The following is a 14,881-nucleotide window of genomic DNA, read 5'->3' as shown; positions in this document are numbered from 1 at the left end:
GGGACGTCGAGTCGGCGCAACTGCCGACGGGTCAGACGTAGCGCTCGAGGATCGTCGACTCGGCGAGGCGGGACAGGCCCTCGCGGACGCTGCGGGCGCGGAGCTCGCCCACGCCGTCGACGGCCTGCAGGTCGTCGACGCCCGCGGAGAGCAGCTTCTGGAGCGTGCCGAAGTGGTCGACCAGCCGGTCGACCACGGACGTGGGCAGGCGCGGGACCTTGGCCAGGAGACGGTAGCCGCGCGGGGCGACCGCGCCGTCGAGGTGCTCGCCGGTGCCCAGGCCCAACGCGCGGGCCGCGGCGGCGGGGTCGACGAGCTCGGTGGGGGAGAGCGACTCGAGTCGCTCGAGCAGCGCCTCCGGGCTCTTCTTGCTCCGGCCGGCGGGGAGGTAGTCGCGGATCACGAGCTCGCGCTCGGCGTCGACGCCGGTGATCAGCTCCTCCAGCTGCAGCGAGAGCAGCCGGCCGTCGGTGCCGAGCTCGAGGACGTAGTCCTCGATCTCGCGGGCGATCCGGGTGACCATCTCGAGCCGCTGGGCGACGACCGCGACGTCGCGGACCGTGACGAGGTCCTCGATCTCCAGGGCCGAGAGCGTGCTGGCGACCTCGTCGAGGCGCAGCTTGTAGCGCTCGAGGGTGGCCAGGGCCTGGTTGGCGCGGGAGAGGATCTGGCCGGAGTCCTCGAGGACGTGGCGGGTCTCCCCGACGTACGCCGCGATGATCTGCATCGACTGCGACACCGAGATGACGGGATAGCCGGTCTGCTTGGCGACCCGGTCGGCCGTGCGGTGACGGGTGCCGGTCTCCTCGGAGGGGATCATGTGGTCGGGCATCAGGTGCACCGCGGCCCGGTGGATCCGCGTGACGTCCTTGTCGAGGATGATCGCGCCGTCCATCTTGGCCAGCTCGCGCAGGCCCGTGGCGGTGAAGGGGACGTCGAGGGTGAAGCCCCCGGTGGCGATCGACTCCACGGTGCGGTCGATGCCCAGCACGATCAGCGCACCGGTGCGGCCGCGGAGGATCCGCTCCAGCCCGTCGCGCAGGGCCGTGCCGGGGGCGATGGACGCCAGCGTCGCGCGTAGGCGCAGCGTGTCGTCCGAGCGATCCGTGGCCACCACGCCGTCCTCCGTTTCGGCTTGCGGCGTCGAACTGGCCGCGGGGTCAGTCTAGGTCACGCGCGCTGGGTTGATCGCGCTTGGTGAAGTGCAGCAGTCGCAATGCGGACACGATGTCCGGGACGTCGAGCACCTTCATGCCCTCCACGACCCACGACTCGGGCTGGCGGGTGGAGCGCCGGCCCGGCTCCTCGGGCACGATCGCGACCTGGAAGCCGAGGCGCGCGGCCTCGGCGATGCGCTGGGGGAGGTCCCGCACCCGGCGCAGCTCGCCGGCCAGGCCGATCTCGCCCATGGCGACGACGCCGCGGGGTGCGGGCACCCCGGTCGTGGCGCTCGCGATGGCGATGGCCACCGCGAGGTCGCTGGCCGGCTCGCTGAGCCGGGCGCCGCCGACGGTGGAGGTGAAGACGTCGTTGTTGTGGAGCCGGATCCCGCAGTGCTGCTGGAGGATCGCCAGCACCATCGCGACGCGGGAGGAGTCCAGGCCCGAGGTGGTGCGGCGCGGCTTGTCCGACGGTGTCGGCGTGACGAGGGCCTGGACCTCGGCCAGCAGGGGCCGCCGTCCCTCCATCGTCACCGCCACGCACGTGCCGGGGACGTTGGCGTGGTGCCGCTCGACGAACAGCCCGGTCGGGTCGGTGACGGCGGTGATGCCCTCCGCGGACAGGTCGAAGCAGCCGACCTCGTCGACCGGGCCGAAGCGGTTCTTCATGGCGCGCACCATGCGGAAGCGGGAGTTGCGGTCGCCCTCGAAGTGCAGGACCACGTCGACGACGTGCTCGAGGACCCGCGGCCCGGCGATCGAGCCGTCCTTGGTCACGTGCCCGACGATCACGGTGGTGATGTTGCGGGTCTTGGCGACGCGGATGAGCGCGGCGGCGACCTCCTTGACCTGGGTCACGCCACCGGGGACGCCCTCGATCCCCGACGCCCCGATGGTCTGGATCGAGTCGACCACCAGCAGCGTCGGGCGGACCTGCTCGATGTGGGTCAGGACGGCGCCGAGGTCGGTCTCGGCGGCGAGGTAGAGCTCGTCGTGGACGCCACCGGTGCGGTCGGCGCGCAGCCGCACCTGCGAGGCCGACTCCTCGCCGGTGACGTAGAGCGTGCGGTGCTGGTAGCGGGCGGTCTGGGCGGCCACCTCGAGGAGCAGGGTGCTCTTGCCGACCCCGGGCTCGCCCGCCAGCAGGATGGCGGCGCCGGGGACCAGGCCGCCCCCGAGCACCCGGTCGAGCTCGGGCACCCCGCTGCTGCGGAACTTGGAGTCCTCCACGGAGACCTGGCCGATCGGCACGGCGGCCCGCGTGACGGGCGCGGCGACGGCCCGCAGCACCGGCGCCGCGGCCTCCGCGACCGAGCCCCAGGCCTGGCACTCCCCGCAGCGGCCGACCCACTTGCCGGTCTCCCAGCCGCACTCGGTGCACCGGAACGCGGGACGGGGTGACTTCGACATGACGGGAACGCTAGGCGATGGCACCGACAGGACCGGGACGCGATAGCCGTGGCGCCGCGACCGGCCTCGCCTATGCTGTCGTTGGAACGATCAAGTGAGCCGGACCGCGGGGGCGGGGCCGGCCTCGGGAAGGGGGCGTCACGGTGTCATCGACTGCCGGACGTACGTCGGCCACCCCGCCGACCCTCGCGGACGTCGCCGAGCTCGCGGGCGTCTCGCGCCAGACGGTCTCCAACGCCGTCAACAATCCCGACCTGCTCCGCGAGGACACCCTCGCGCGCGTGCAGGAGGCCATCGACGAGCTCGGCTACTCGCCCAACCGGGCCGCCCGCAACCTGCGCACCCGCGCCTCCCACCTGATCGGCATGCGGATGAACCCCGCCCAGGAGGGCACCGCCAACGCCACGATGGACCGCTTCGTCCACTCCTTGGTGGAGACCTCCCGCGAGGCGGGCTACCACGTCCTGCTCTTCGGTGGGGACCACGACGACCCGCTCGCCGGCTACGACGACCTCCTCCGGTCCACGGCGGTGGACGCGTTCGTCGTCACCGACACCTACCTCGGCAACCCGCAGGCATCGTGGCTCGGCGCCCGGCGCGCCCCGTTCGTCGCGTTCGGGCGGCCCTGGGACCACCCCGACGCCACCCACCCCTGGGTCGACGTCGACGGCGCCGCCGGCACCGACCTCGCGACCACCCACCTGCTCGACAGGGGCCACGAGCGGATCGCCTGGATCGGCTGGCGCAAGGACTCCCGCATCGGCGAGGACCGGCGCTCGGGCTGGTCGCGGACGCTGCGCTCGCGGGGCCTGGCCACGACCGGGCTGGCCTCCCGCGTCGAGGACACCGTCGCCTCCGGACGCGAGGCGAGCGCGGTGCTCCTCGACGAGGCGCAGCCCTCGGCGTTCGTGTGCGCGTCGGACACCCTGGCCATGGGAGTGCTCCACACGCTGGCCGAGCGCGGGCTCGCGCCCGGCAGGGACGTGGCGGTGGTCGGCTTCGACGACAGCCAGGTGGCCCAGGTCGTGCCGCCCGGCCTCACGTCGGTCCGGCAGCCGCTCGAGGACGTGGCCGCCGAGATCGTGAAGGCCCTCGAGGGCCTGCTCGGCCACCCGCCGTACGTCGGTCCGGGCGTGCTCCTCGAGCCCACGCTGGCCGTGCGCGGCAGCAGCTGAGCCCCGCTCAGAAGCCCTTCGACCAGAGGTTGACCGCGTAGTCCACCTCGGTGCCGGTGTGGCCGGCGAGGATCTCATCGGACAGCTCGCGGGTGAACTCGATCCGCACCACCGCCTCCAGGTCGGCCCGCGACGCGAAGGACCACCGCATGTCGACCGGGGTCCGCGTCCAGCCGCGCCTCGACCAGAAGCGCTCCACCGTGTCGGGGTCCACGGTCGGGTAGCCGCGCCGGAACCAGCCGCCGAAGGTCGAGCGACTCGCGTCGTTGTCGATGACGAACGCGGTCCCGCCCCGGCGTACGACGCGGTCCAGCTCGGCCAGCCCGGGCTCGCAGCCGGGGCCGAAGAAGTAGGCCCACCGCGCGTGCACCACGTCCACGGACGCGTCGGGCAGCGGCACCGCCTGGGCGGTGCCGGCCAGGACGGTCACGTGAGACAGGGCCCGGGTGCGGCGGCGGGCGATCGCGACCAGGTCCGGATGCGGCTCGACGCCGGTGACCGAGGCCGCGGTCGTGGCGAACCGGGGCAGGTGGAAGCCGGTGCCGCAGCCGAGGTCGATCACGTGCCGCCCGGACCAGTCCGCGATGTCGCGCATCGCGGCCTCGAGGTGGCCGTCGGGGTCGACGGCGCGGTTCTCGATCTCGTACGTCGCCGCGTGGTGCCAGATGTTGGGGCTCGGGATCGCCCCGGGCGGGACGGTCAGATCCGGACCAGCCCGTTGGGGGTCTGGACCTGCGCGGCGATGATGCCGGGGGTGCCGTGCGGGGCGACCCACTCGACCTTGACGTCCTCCAGGGGAGCCTCGACGGTCTCACCGAGCCACTCGCTGACCCGCTGCGGGTCGCCGGCGATCTCCAGGCACGCGAGCGAGAACGCCGTGTCGGCGCCGGCGCTGGGGTGCAGCTCGGCGGGCGACTCCCACTGGATGAAGAACGGCAGCTGCGGGTCGGCGATCAGCCCGTTGATGCCGATCTGCTTCCACAGCAGCTCGGTGCCGTCGGGACGGTGCCGGTAGCCGGAGGCGGCCTCACGGCCGAGCCGCGACTCCACGACGGTGATGTCGTCGACCGCGACGACCCAGCCGAGCCAGCCGCCGCCGAGCGCCGACCGGGCCCGCACGGCCTGGCCGAAGGGGGCCTTGTCCGAGGCCGGGTGGTCGAGCACCTCGACGATCTCGAGGTAGGTGTTGTCGGCCAACGGCATGATCATGTTGCGGGTGCCGAAGCGTGGGTGCACGCCTCCGTCCACGAAGTCCCGGCCGAGCAGTCCCCCGAGGCGCTGGGCAGTGCTGGCGAGGCCATCCGGTCCTGCGGCGTAAGAAAGATGGTCCAGGCGCATGCCAAGCATTCTCGGACAGTGCCTGTCAACACCCGTACGCCGGGGTCCGGTTGTCTTGATGTCGAGATGTCTAGTGCGGGTCGGCGGGATGCAGCGCCAGCGCCGAGCGGGACCGCACGTGCGCCTCGCAGTGCCGGACCAGCTCGTCGTACGCCGGCTTGCCCATCAGCTCGGTGAGCTCGGGCTCGTGGGTGACGTAGACCGGCTCGAGGGCGACGTGCGCCTCGGTGTTGCCCGAGCAGTACCAGTCCAGGTCGTGGCCGCCCGAGCCCCAGCCGCGTCGGTCGTACTCGCCGATCGAGACCTCGGTGTAGGTCGTGCCGTCCTGGCGCTCGACGTTGCGGAAGGTCCGCCGGATCGGCAGCTGCCAGCACACGTCGGGCTTGGTCTCGAGCGGGTTGCGTCCCTGCTGCAGCGCCAGCCCGTGCAGCGCGCAGCCGGCTCCCGAGTGGAAGTCGGCGCGGTTGTGGAACACGCACGCCTGCTGCCCGTCGACCACGATCGTGAGCGTCTTGCGGTCGCCCTCGTCGTCGGTCTCGATCCAGTCCTTCTTGCGGACCGCGCGACCCCGCGGCCTGAACTGCCACTGCGTCTCGTCGAGCTGCTCGACGTACGACGCCACCCGCTTCTCGTCGTCCTTGTCGGCGAAGTGCGCGCCGAGGGTGCAGCAGCCGGTGTCGGGGGCGGTCTCGTAGATGCCCTGGCAGCCCTGGCCGAAGATGCACATGAACGACGAGGTGAGCCAGGTCAGGTCGCAGCGCATCACCTCGGACTCGTCGCCGGGGTTGACGAACTCGACGTAGGCGCGGGGAAAGACGAGGTCCACTTCGGGCACGCCCCCAACCTACCCGCCGGGTAGCCTCGGACCATGCGTCTGGGCGTCCTCGACATCGGCTCCAACACCGGGCACCTGCTCGTCGTCGACGCGCACGGTGGTGCGGCCCCGTTGCCGGCGTTCTCCTACAAGGAGCCGCTGCGGCTGGCCGAGCACCTCGACGACGCGGGAGCCGTCTCCCAGACAGGCATCGACGCCCTCACCGCCTTCACTGCGCAGGCCCTCGTGGTCGCCGAGGACAAGGGTTGCGAGGACATGCTCGGCTTCGCGACGTCCGCCGTCCGCGACGCGGTCAACAGCGAGGCCGTGCTCGACCACGTGCACGAACGCACCGGCGTGCGCATCGAGGTGCTCTCCGGGGAGGACGAGGCCCGGCTGACGTTCCTCGCCGTACGCCGCTGGTTCGGCTGGTCGGCCGGCCGCCTGGCGGTCTTCGACATCGGCGGCGGCTCGCTGGAGATCGCCGGCGGCAAGGACGAGGCGCCCGACGTGGCCTGGTCGCTGCCGCTGGGCGCGGCGAGGCTGGCGCGGCAGTTCTTCGGCGGCGCGCGCCCCGACGACGAGGCGATCCGCCAGCTCCGCAAGGAGATCCGGGCCGAGATCGCCCGCGACGCCGGCAACCTGCTGCGTGCCGGGTCCCCCGACCGGGCGGCCGCCACGTCCAAGACGTTCCGCTCGCTGGCCCGGATCTGCGGTGCCGCCCCGTCCGGTGACGGACCCCTCGTGCCGCGGTCGCTGCCGCTGCAGCAGCTGCGCGAGTGGATCCCCAAGCTGATCGCGATCCCGCCCGACGAGCTGGCCGACCTGCCCGGTGTCTCGCCGAGCCGGACCCACCAGATCGTGCCCGGCGCGCTGGTCGCCGAGGCCTGCATGGACATCTTCGACCTCACCGAGCTCGAGATCTGCCCGTGGGCGCTGCGCGAGGGCGTCATCCTGGAGCGCCTCGACCAGATCAGCGTCCTGGGCTGAGTCCCGTGACTTCCCGGACCTCTCCCCGCATCGGCCTCTCGACGGCCTCGGTCTACCCCGAGTCGTCGGCGCACGCGTTCGGCTACGCCGCCACGCTGGGGTACGACGCCGTCGAGGTCATGGTCGGCATCGACGCCCTGTCCCAGCAGACCTCCGCGGTCAAGCAGCTCTCCGAGCACCACGGCATCCCGATCTGCGCCATCCACGCGCCCTGCCTGCTGTTCACCCAGCGGGTCTGGGGGACCGAGCCGTGGGGCAAGCTCGAGCGATCGGCCGAGATGGCGGCCGAGGTCGGCGCCGAGGTGGTCGTCGTACACCCGCCTTTCCGGTGGCAGAAGGAGTACGCCCGGGACTTCGTCAACGGGATCGCCGCCATCGAGTCGTCGACCGGCATCGCGTTCGCGGTGGAGAACATGTACCCGTGGCGGGCCTCCTCGCGGCGGGGCATGGAGATGTACCTCCCCGGCTGGGACCCCTCCGAGGAGTCCTACGCCAACACCACGATCGACCTCTCACACGCCGCGATCGCCCAGTCCGACCCGATCCTGATGGCGCGCCGGCTCGGCGACCGGCTGCGGCACGTGCACCTCACCGACGGCACCGGATCGGCCAAGGACGAGCACCTCGTGCCCGGGCGCGGGTCGATGGGGGCCGCCGCCTTCGTGCAGCACCTCGCGCGCTCCGGCTTCGCCGGCGAGATCGTTCTCGAGATCAACACCCGCAAGGCGAGCGGTCGCGAGGAGCGCGAGGCCGACCTGCGGGAGTCGCTCGACTTCGCCCGCGAGCACCTGGCCGTGCCCACCCCCTGACCCGACTCGGCTGCGGCAACCCACCAGCAGCCCTCCGCAGGCGCACAATGCAACGCATGACGACCAACGCGGTGGAGGTGCGTGACCTGGACGTCGTGCGCGGCGGGCACGACGTGCTGCGCCACCTCGACCTCACGATCGGCGGCGGCGTGACCGGTCTGCTCGGCCCGTCCGGCTGCGGCAAGTCCACCCTCATGCGCGCCCTGGTCGGGGTGCAGCGCCTCGCCGGCGGCACCGTCACCGTCTTCGGCGAGCCCGCCGGCTCGCCACCGCTGCGCGACCGGATCGGCTACGTCACCCAGGCCGCCAGCGTCTACGACGACCTCACCGTCGCCGAGAACCTCGCCTTCTTCGCCCGCGTCCTCGGCGTGGGGAGGAGCGAGGTCGACCGGGCCGTGGAGCAGGTCGACCTGGGCCGGCACCGCGACCAGGTCGTGGGGCAGATGAGCGGCGGCCAGCGCTCGCGCGCCAGCCTCGCCGTCGCGCTGCTCAAGACCCCCGACCTGCTCGTGCTGGACGAGCCGACGGTCGGCCTCGACCCGGTCCTGCGCCGGGACCTGTGGGCGCTGTTCCACCGCCTCGCCGACGACGGGGCCGCGGTCTTCGTCTCCAGCCACGTCATGGACGAGGCCGACCGCTGTGACCGGCTGCTCCTGATGCGCGAGGGGCGGATCATCGGCGACGGCAGCCCCCAGGAGATCCGGCAGCAGACCGGCGCGGCCGACATCGAGGCCGCGTTCCTCGCCATCGTGGAAGCGGACGCCGCATGACCCCGCGCATCACCCTGGCGGTGGCCGCCCGCGTCCTGACCCAGCTCCGCCGGGACCACCGCACCCTGGCGATGCTGCTGGTCCTGCCCTGCCTGCTGATCACCCTGCTCTGGTGGATGTACGACGCCACCGGGGGCACGCTGTTCGACCGGGTAGGCCCGGCCCTGCTGGCGATGTTCCCGTTCATCGTGATGTTCCTGGTGACCAGCGTGACGACCCTCCGCGAGCGCTCCAGCGGCACGCTCGAGCGGCTGCTGGCCATGCCGATGGGCAAGCTCGACTTCCTGCTCGGCTACGCCCTCGCCTTCGGGGTCGTCGCGGCCGTCCAGTCGGTGCTCGCGGTGAGCATCGCGGTGGGGCTGCTCGGGCTCGAGGTGCAGGGCCCGGTCTGGCTGCTCACCCTCGTCGCGGTCGCCGACGCCGTCCTCGGCACGGCCCTGGGCCTGTTCGTCTCGGCCTTTGCGCGCACCGAGTTCCAGGCGGTGCAGTTCATGCCGGCGCTGGTCATCCCGCAGATCCTGCTGTGCGGGCTGTTCGTGCCCCGCGACCTGCTCCCGGACGTCCTGTCGGCCGTGAGCGACGTGTTGCCGCTGTCCTACGCCGTCAACGCGATGCAGACCCTCACCCGCACCTCCGCCACCGGCGACGTGTGGCGCGACCTCGCGGTCGTCGCGGGTTTCGCGGTCACGATGCTGTGCCTGGGGGCGGCCACCCTGCGCCGTCGTACGCCGTAGCCGGCCCCCGGTCGACTCCGCCGCTTGGGACCTGCCCGGCCTCTCGGCGTAACCTCTGCCGCATGTCCCTGCTCCGTCAGCCGATCCTGCTGCTCGCCCGCAGCGAGCAGATCAAGAAGCTCGTCAGCACCATGCCCGTCTCGGCCGGCATCGTCACGAGCTACGTCCCCGGTGAGACCACCGACGCCGCGGTGGATGCCACCGCCGGCCTGGTCGGTGACGGTCTCAAGGTGACCCTGGACTTCCTCGGCGAGGACACCCTCGACGTGGAGCAGGCCGACGCGACCGTCGCGGCCTACCTCGATCTCCTCCAGGCCCTCGCGGCGCACGGGCTGACCCGCGGCGCCGAGGTGTCGGTCAAGCTCTCGGCCGTCGGCCAGGCGATCCCGGACAACGGCGACAAGATCGCCCTCGAGAACGCCCGCACGATCTGCCGGGCCGCCCGCAACGCCGGCACCACGGTGACCCTCGACATGGAGGACCACACCACCACCGACCGCACCCTCGCCACGCTGCGCGAGCTGCGCAAGGACTTCCCCGAGACCGGCGCCGTGCTGCAGGCCTACCTGCACCGCACCGAGGCCGACTGCCGCGCGCTGGCCTACGAGGGGTCGCGCGTCCGGCTGTGCAAGGGCGCCTACAAGGAGCCCGAGAGCGTCGCGTTCCAGGACCGCCTCGACGTCGACCGGTCCTACGTGCGCTGCCTCAAGGTGCTGCTCGCCGGCCAGGGCTACCCGATGATCGCCACCCACGACCCGCGGATGGTCGAGATCGCCAGCTCGCTGGCGAGCCGTTACGGCCGCGCGCAGGGGTCCTACGAGTTCCAGATGCTCTACGGCATCCGGCCCGAGGAGCAGAAGCGCCTCGCCTCCAGTGGCGAGACCATGCGCGTCTACATCCCCTACGGCCAGGAGTGGTACGGCTACCTGATGAGAAGGCTCGCTGAGCGTCCGCAGAACCTGTCATTCTTCGCGAAGTCCCTGATCTCGAAGAAGTAGCAGCACGGGAGGCAGACCCATGGCGCAGCAGACCGCGATCCTCGGGGCGGGCGTGATGGGCGAGACCCTCCTGTCCGGTCTCGTCCGCGCCGGCCGTCGGGTGGACAACCTGCTCGTCGGCGAGAAGCGCGCCGAGCGCGCCAAGGAGCTCGAGGACCGCTACGGCGTCGCCGTCGTCTCCAACCTCGAGGCGGCCACGAAGGCCGACACGCTCGCGCTCGTCGTCAAGCCCCAGGACATGGCCGACCTCCTGCGGGAGATCGCGCCTGCCCTCCGGCCCGGCCAGCTCGTGGTGTCGCTCGCGGCCGGCATCACCACGGCGTTCATCGAGTCGCACGTCCCCGACGGCGTCGCGGTCGTCCGGGTCATGCCCAACACCCCGGCGCTCGTCGACGAGGGCATGGCCGCGATCTCGCCGGGCTCCCACTGCGACGAGCACCACCTCGCCGAGGCCGAGGCGCTGATGGCCTCGGTCGGCAAGGTGCTGCGCATCCCCGAGCGCCAGCAGGACGCCGTCACTGCCATCTCCGGCTCCGGTCCGGCCTACATCTTCTTCGTCGTCGAGTCGATGATCGAGGCGGGCGTCCACCTCGGCCTGCCCCGGGCCACGGCCACCGACCTCGTCGTCCAGACCCTCGTCGGCTCGGCCAAGATGCTGCGCGAGACCGGCACGCACCCGACCGTCCTGCGCGAGCAGGTCACCTCGCCGGCCGGCACCACCGCGGCCGCGCTCCGCGAGCTGGAGATCCACCGGGTGCGCGCGGCGTTCCTGGCCGCCATGGAGGCCGCCCGCGACCGCTCCCGGGCGCTCGCCGAGGGCAGCTGACCCCCGCAAAGAGGATGCGCCCGGACCGCGCCGCCTGACACGATCGGGCGATGTCGATCCTCCACCACCGTGACGAGGGCTCCGGCCCCGTCGTCGTCCTGATCCACGCCGGAGTCGCCGACCTGCGGATGTGGCAGACCCAGGTCGAGGAGCTCGTCCCGGGCCACCGCGTCGTCCGCCCCGACCTCCGCGGCTACGGCCACACCCCGCTGGAGCCCGGCGACCCCTACACCGACGCCGAGGACGTCCTCGCCCTGCTCGACCACCTCGGCGCCGAGGAGTTCGCGCTGGTCGGGGCGTCCTACGGCGCGTACGTCGCCCTCCAGCTCGCGACCGCCGTCCCCGAGCGGGTCGAGCGCCTCGTGCTGCTCGCGCCGCTGGCCGAGGTCGCTGAGCCCGACGACCGGCTGCGCGACTTCTGGCGGCGCGAGGGCGAGCTGGTGGAGGCCGGCGACCTCGACACCGCCACCGACCTCAACGTCGCGACCTTCGTCGGGCCCGACGCGGCCGAGGACGCCCGCGAGCTCGTCTGGAAGATGCAGCGCGGCATCTTCGAGCACCAGGTCACGACCGACCACGCCGAGGGTGGCGAGCTGCCGGTCGATCTGGCGCGCCTGACCATGCACACGACCGTCGTCGTCGGCGGGCACGACCTGCCGTTCTTCGTGCAGACCGCACACGAGCTGGTGCGGGCACTGCCGGACGCCGAGCTCGTCGAGCTCCCGTGGGCGGGCCACCTCCCCTCGCTCGAGCGCCCGCTCGAGACCGCGCACCTGGTCCGGATCGGCGTCGGCTGACGGCTCACGCGAGACCGATCGCGGCCTCGGCCGCGGCGAGCACCGGCGCGGTCACCTCGCGGCACCGTGCCGCGCCGGCCGCGAAGACGTCCGTCACGTGCGCCGGGTCGGCCGCGAGGTCGTCGTAGCGCTTCCGGATCGGCTCGAGCTCGGCCACGACCGCGTCGGTGACCGCCTTCTTCAGCGCGCCGTAGGTCGTGATGCCCTCCGCCTCTCCGCCGCACGCCCCGAGGATGTCGAGCAGGTTGGTCACCCCCGGCTTCGCGGCCCGGTCGGCACGCACCGCCGCCGGCCCCGTCTCGGAGTCGGTGACCGCGCGCGCGACCTTGCGGCGTACGACGTCGGGGGAGTCGAGCAGGAAGATCGACCCCGCCGCGTCCGCCGACTTGCTCATCTTGCGGGTCGGGTCTGCCAGGTCCATCACCCGCGCGCCGGCCGCGGGGGTGGCGATGGACGGCACCGTGAACACCTCGCCGTACGCCGCGTTGAACCGGATCGCCAGGTCCCGGGTCAGCTCGACGTGCTGGCGCTGGTCGTCGCCGACCGGCACGACGCTCGGCCGGTAGAGCAGGATGTCGGCGGCCATCAGCACCGGATAGGTGTAGAGCGAAACTCGCGTCGACGCCACGCCCCGCCCCTTCTCCTTGAACTGGATCATCCGGTTGAGCTCACCGGTGTGGGCGGTGCACTCGAGCAGGTAGGCCAGCTGCGCGTGCGTGCGCACGCGGCTCTGCCGGAACAGCGTGGCCCGGTCCAACCCCACCGCCAGGAGCAGGGTGGCCATCTCGGAGGTGCGGTCGCGCAGCAGTGCCGGATCGTGGGCCGTCGTCATCGCGTGCAGGTCGGACAGTCCGTAGAAGGCGTCCTCCTGCCGGGCCGCCATCGGGCGCAGGGCGCCGAGCAGGTTGCCGAGGGTCAGTCGACCGGAGGGAGTGATCAGGGAAAGGGTGCGGGTCATGGGTGTCTCCTGGTGTGAAGAGCCCACGGGACGCCCGGAAATGACGAACGGCCGCCCATGGGCGGCCGGGTGAAGTGCGTGCTTCAGGTCGTGGTCCGCCGTCAGGCGGGCCACCACTGGGTGGAGCGGTTCGTCAGCACACGACGATCATAGGGCGATCGACGGGGTAGCGTCCGGCTCATGGACTGCTCCGGACCCGCCTCGGTCGTCTTCGACCCGTCGCTGACGGAGTACAACTTCGGCGCCTCCCACCCGATGAGCCCGATCCGGGTCGACCTGACGATGCGGCTCGCCGAGGAGCTCGGCGTCCTCGACAGCGGCCTGACCGTGGTGCCGGCGCCCATGGCCGACGACGACCTGATCGCCACGGTCCACGACCGCGGGCTGATCGAGGCGGTCACGCGCTGCGGCACCGTCCCGGGAGCGTACGACGAGGAGCGCGGCCTCGGCAGCGACGACAACCCGGTCTTCGAGGGCATGCACCGGGCCGCGGCCCACGTGGTCGGCGCCAGCGTCGAGGCGTTCCGGCAGGTCTGGTCCGGCGAGAGCCTGCACTCCGCCAACATCACCGGCGGCCTGCACCACGCGATGCGCGACCGGGCGGCCGGCTTCTGCATCTACAACGACATCGCGGTCGGGATCCAGTCGCTCCTCGACCAGGGCGCCGAGCGGGTGGCCTACGTCGACGTCGACGTCCACCACGGCGACGGGGTGGAGAAGATCTTCTGGAACGACCCGCGCGTGCTGACGATCAGCCTGCACGAGACCGGCCAGATGCTCTTCCCCGGCACGGGCTTCCCCAACGACTCCGGCGGCCCCGACGCCCCGGGGAGCGCGGTGAACGTCGCGCTCCCGCCCGGCACCGGCGACGGCGGCTGGCTGCGCGCCTTCCACGCCGTCGTGCCGCCCCTGCTGCGCGAGTTCAAGCCGGAGGTGCTGGTGACCCAGCACGGCTGCGACTCCCACATCGAGGACCCGCTGGCCCACCTGATGCTGACCGTCGACGGCCAGCGCGCGACGTACCTCGCCCTGCACGACCTGGCCCACGAGGTCAGCAACGGCCGCTGGGTGGTCCTGGGTGGCGGTGGCTACGCGCTGGTCGAGGTGGTCCCGCGCGCCTGGACCCACCTGCTGGCCATCGTCGCCGGCCACCCGCTCGACCCGGCGACCGAGACCCCGCCGGGCTGGCGCGAGCACGTCCGCACCGCGCTGGGGCGGCAGGCGCCGTTCCGGCTCACCGACGGCCGGGTGCCGGCCTACCGCGACTGGGCCGAGGGCTACGACCCCGACACCTGGCTGGACCGCGCCATCCACGCGACCCGCACCGAGGTGTTCCCGCTGCACGGCCTCGACCCCCTGCCGTACTGACCGGGTGCGGGGCGGTCCGTGGGCTGCGGGGGAGGGGTCGAGCCGGGCCGCCGAGGGGCTCCGGACGAGTCGTGCTGGCCGCTGCGCCACCGAGAGTGAGACGACTCCGACGGCAACCAAAGTAAAGGTGGGGGGTGAAATGCAACCCGACACGCCGCGCCGAACGGTGTCTCTTGCGTCAACCCCTTCCCCACGAGTCACATCAGGCTCTATTCTCACCCTGCGCGATGCGTGCATGCACTGGTGGGGAAGCCAGTGGCGCCTCGCAAAGAAAGTCGGTGCACGATGGCTACCAACTCGTCCGGGGACATCTCCGAAGCGAAGTTCCTGACCGTTGCCGAGGTGGCCGCGATGATGCGCGTCTCCAAGATGACCGTCTACCGCCTGGTCCACAACGGCGACCTCGCCGCGGTGCGGGTCGGGCGTTCCTTCCGCGTCCGCGAGGAGGACGCCAACGACTACATCCGGAAGAGCTTCTACAACGCCGGCTGATCCCGGCCGCTCCCTGAAACAGCACCCACGTGGTCCACTTCGGAGACTCGGATTCTGCGGGCCGCACAACGACGGATAGGCTGTCCGGGTCTGCCGGGCGACTCCCGGCGTGACTCATCAGCATGTGAGAGGTTTCCCGTGGGTTCTGTCATCAAGAAGCGGCGCAAGCGCATGGCCAAGAAGAAGCACCGCAAGCTGCTGAAGAAGACGCGCGTCCAGCGTCGCAAGCTCGGCAAGTAGCC

17 protein-coding genes are annotated in these 14,881 nt (G+C 72.1%); 11 read left to right on the top strand and 6 right to left on the bottom strand.

Features of this window, described 5'->3' with window-relative positions; genetic code table 11:
- Nucleotides 1-31 precede the first annotated feature (31 nt).
- Both disA and radA read right to left on the bottom strand, forming a co-directional pair.
- On the bottom strand, nt 32-1,114 hold the full coding sequence (disA, locus tag FB382_RS17490) for a DNA integrity scanning diadenylate cyclase DisA (RefSeq protein ID WP_125036643.1): 1,083 nt from the start codon (nt 1,112-1,114) through the stop codon (nt 32-34).
- Between the two features lie 46 nt (nt 1,115-1,160).
- On the bottom strand, nt 1,161-2,570 hold the full coding sequence (gene radA / locus FB382_RS17485; RefSeq protein ID WP_182540971.1) for a DNA repair protein RadA: 1,410 nt from the start codon (nt 2,568-2,570) through the stop codon (nt 1,161-1,163).
- 143 nt (nt 2,571-2,713) lie between these two features.
- On the opposite strand from radA, the gene FB382_RS17480 reads away from it, so the two are divergent.
- The gene (locus tag FB382_RS17480; protein WP_182540970.1) at nt 2,714-3,745 is read left to right on the top strand and encodes a substrate-binding domain-containing protein; all 1,032 of its coding nucleotides are present in this window, start codon (nt 2,714-2,716) and stop codon (nt 3,743-3,745) included.
- Nucleotides 3,746-3,752: 7 nt separating this feature from the next.
- Here the strand turns inward: FB382_RS17480 and FB382_RS17475 are convergent, their stop codons facing one another.
- From FB382_RS17475 to FB382_RS17465, 3 genes are all read right to left on the bottom strand, one after another.
- Nucleotides 3,753-4,340 carry a class I SAM-dependent methyltransferase gene (locus tag FB382_RS17475; protein ID WP_246377237.1) on the bottom strand — a complete coding sequence of 196 codons (588 nt, stop codon included), beginning with the start codon at nt 4,338-4,340 and terminating at the stop codon, nt 3,753-3,755.
- Nucleotides 4,341-4,444: 104 nt separating this feature from the next.
- Entirely contained in the window at nt 4,445-5,083 is a 639-nt protein-coding gene (locus FB382_RS17470) for a VOC family protein (protein WP_182540969.1), read from the bottom strand.
- A 70-nt stretch (nt 5,084-5,153) separates the two neighbouring features.
- On the bottom strand, nt 5,154-5,918 hold the full coding sequence (locus FB382_RS17465) for a DUF3109 family protein (protein WP_182540968.1): 765 nt from the start codon (nt 5,916-5,918) through the stop codon (nt 5,154-5,156).
- A 33-nt stretch (nt 5,919-5,951) separates the two neighbouring features.
- Between FB382_RS17465 and FB382_RS17460 the strand changes: the two genes are divergently transcribed.
- The 7 genes from FB382_RS17460 to FB382_RS17430 all read left to right on the top strand — a co-directional run bounded on the left by FB382_RS17460 (nt 5,952) and on the right by FB382_RS17430 (nt 11,821).
- Complete coding sequence (locus FB382_RS17460) at nt 5,952-6,887, top strand: Ppx/GppA family phosphatase (RefSeq protein WP_125036638.1); 936 nt, start codon at nt 5,952-5,954, stop codon at nt 6,885-6,887.
- Between the two features lie 5 nt (nt 6,888-6,892).
- A complete protein-coding gene (locus FB382_RS17455; RefSeq protein WP_125036637.1) occupies nt 6,893-7,696 on the top strand; it encodes a sugar phosphate isomerase/epimerase family protein in 804 nt (267 codons plus the stop codon).
- Between the two features lie 56 nt (nt 7,697-7,752).
- Nucleotides 7,753-8,466, top strand: a complete 714-nt coding sequence (locus FB382_RS17450) for an ABC transporter ATP-binding protein (RefSeq protein ID WP_182540967.1) — start codon at nt 7,753-7,755, stop codon at nt 8,464-8,466.
- Nucleotides 8,463-9,200, top strand: coding sequence for an ABC transporter permease (locus FB382_RS17445; RefSeq protein ID WP_182540966.1), 738 nt, complete (start codon nt 8,463-8,465; stop codon nt 9,198-9,200). The genes FB382_RS17450 and FB382_RS17445 overlap by 4 nt, the downstream gene beginning before the upstream one ends.
- Before the next feature lie 62 nt (nt 9,201-9,262).
- Nucleotides 9,263-10,198 carry a proline dehydrogenase family protein gene (locus tag FB382_RS17440; protein WP_220481406.1) on the top strand — a complete coding sequence of 312 codons (936 nt, stop codon included), beginning with the start codon at nt 9,263-9,265 and terminating at the stop codon, nt 10,196-10,198.
- Nucleotides 10,199-10,217: 19 nt separating this feature from the next.
- Nucleotides 10,218-11,024, top strand: a complete 807-nt coding sequence (proC, locus tag FB382_RS17435) for a pyrroline-5-carboxylate reductase (protein ID WP_182540965.1) — start codon at nt 10,218-10,220, stop codon at nt 11,022-11,024.
- Between the two features lie 50 nt (nt 11,025-11,074).
- Nucleotides 11,075-11,821, top strand: coding sequence for an alpha/beta fold hydrolase (locus FB382_RS17430; protein WP_182540964.1), 747 nt, complete (start codon nt 11,075-11,077; stop codon nt 11,819-11,821).
- A 4-nt stretch (nt 11,822-11,825) separates the two neighbouring features.
- Here FB382_RS17430 and trpS read toward each other — a convergent pair whose 3' ends face one another.
- A complete protein-coding gene (gene trpS / locus FB382_RS17425; protein ID WP_182540963.1) occupies nt 11,826-12,779 on the bottom strand; it encodes a tryptophan--tRNA ligase in 954 nt (317 codons plus the stop codon).
- Between the two features lie 180 nt (nt 12,780-12,959).
- Between trpS and FB382_RS17420 the strand changes: the two genes are divergently transcribed.
- From FB382_RS17420 to FB382_RS17410, 3 genes are all read left to right on the top strand, one after another.
- A complete protein-coding gene (locus tag FB382_RS17420) occupies nt 12,960-14,147 on the top strand; it encodes an acetoin utilization protein AcuC (protein ID WP_182540962.1) in 1,188 nt (395 codons plus the stop codon).
- Nucleotides 14,148-14,432: 285 nt separating this feature from the next.
- Nucleotides 14,433-14,639, top strand: coding sequence for a helix-turn-helix domain-containing protein (locus FB382_RS17415; protein ID WP_125036630.1), 207 nt, complete (start codon nt 14,433-14,435; stop codon nt 14,637-14,639).
- A 138-nt stretch (nt 14,640-14,777) separates the two neighbouring features.
- The gene (locus FB382_RS17410; protein WP_008356322.1) at nt 14,778-14,879 is read left to right on the top strand and encodes a 30S ribosomal protein bS22; all 102 of its coding nucleotides are present in this window, start codon (nt 14,778-14,780) and stop codon (nt 14,877-14,879) included.
- Nucleotides 14,880-14,881: the final 2 nt, after the last annotated feature.

Origin of the sequence: Nocardioides ginsengisegetis (assembly GCF_014138045.1) — a bacterium.
Taxonomy (GTDB): domain Bacteria; phylum Actinomycetota; class Actinomycetes; order Propionibacteriales; family Nocardioidaceae; genus Nocardioides; species Nocardioides ginsengisegetis.
This window is presented reverse-complemented; position numbering and strand designations above follow the sequence as displayed.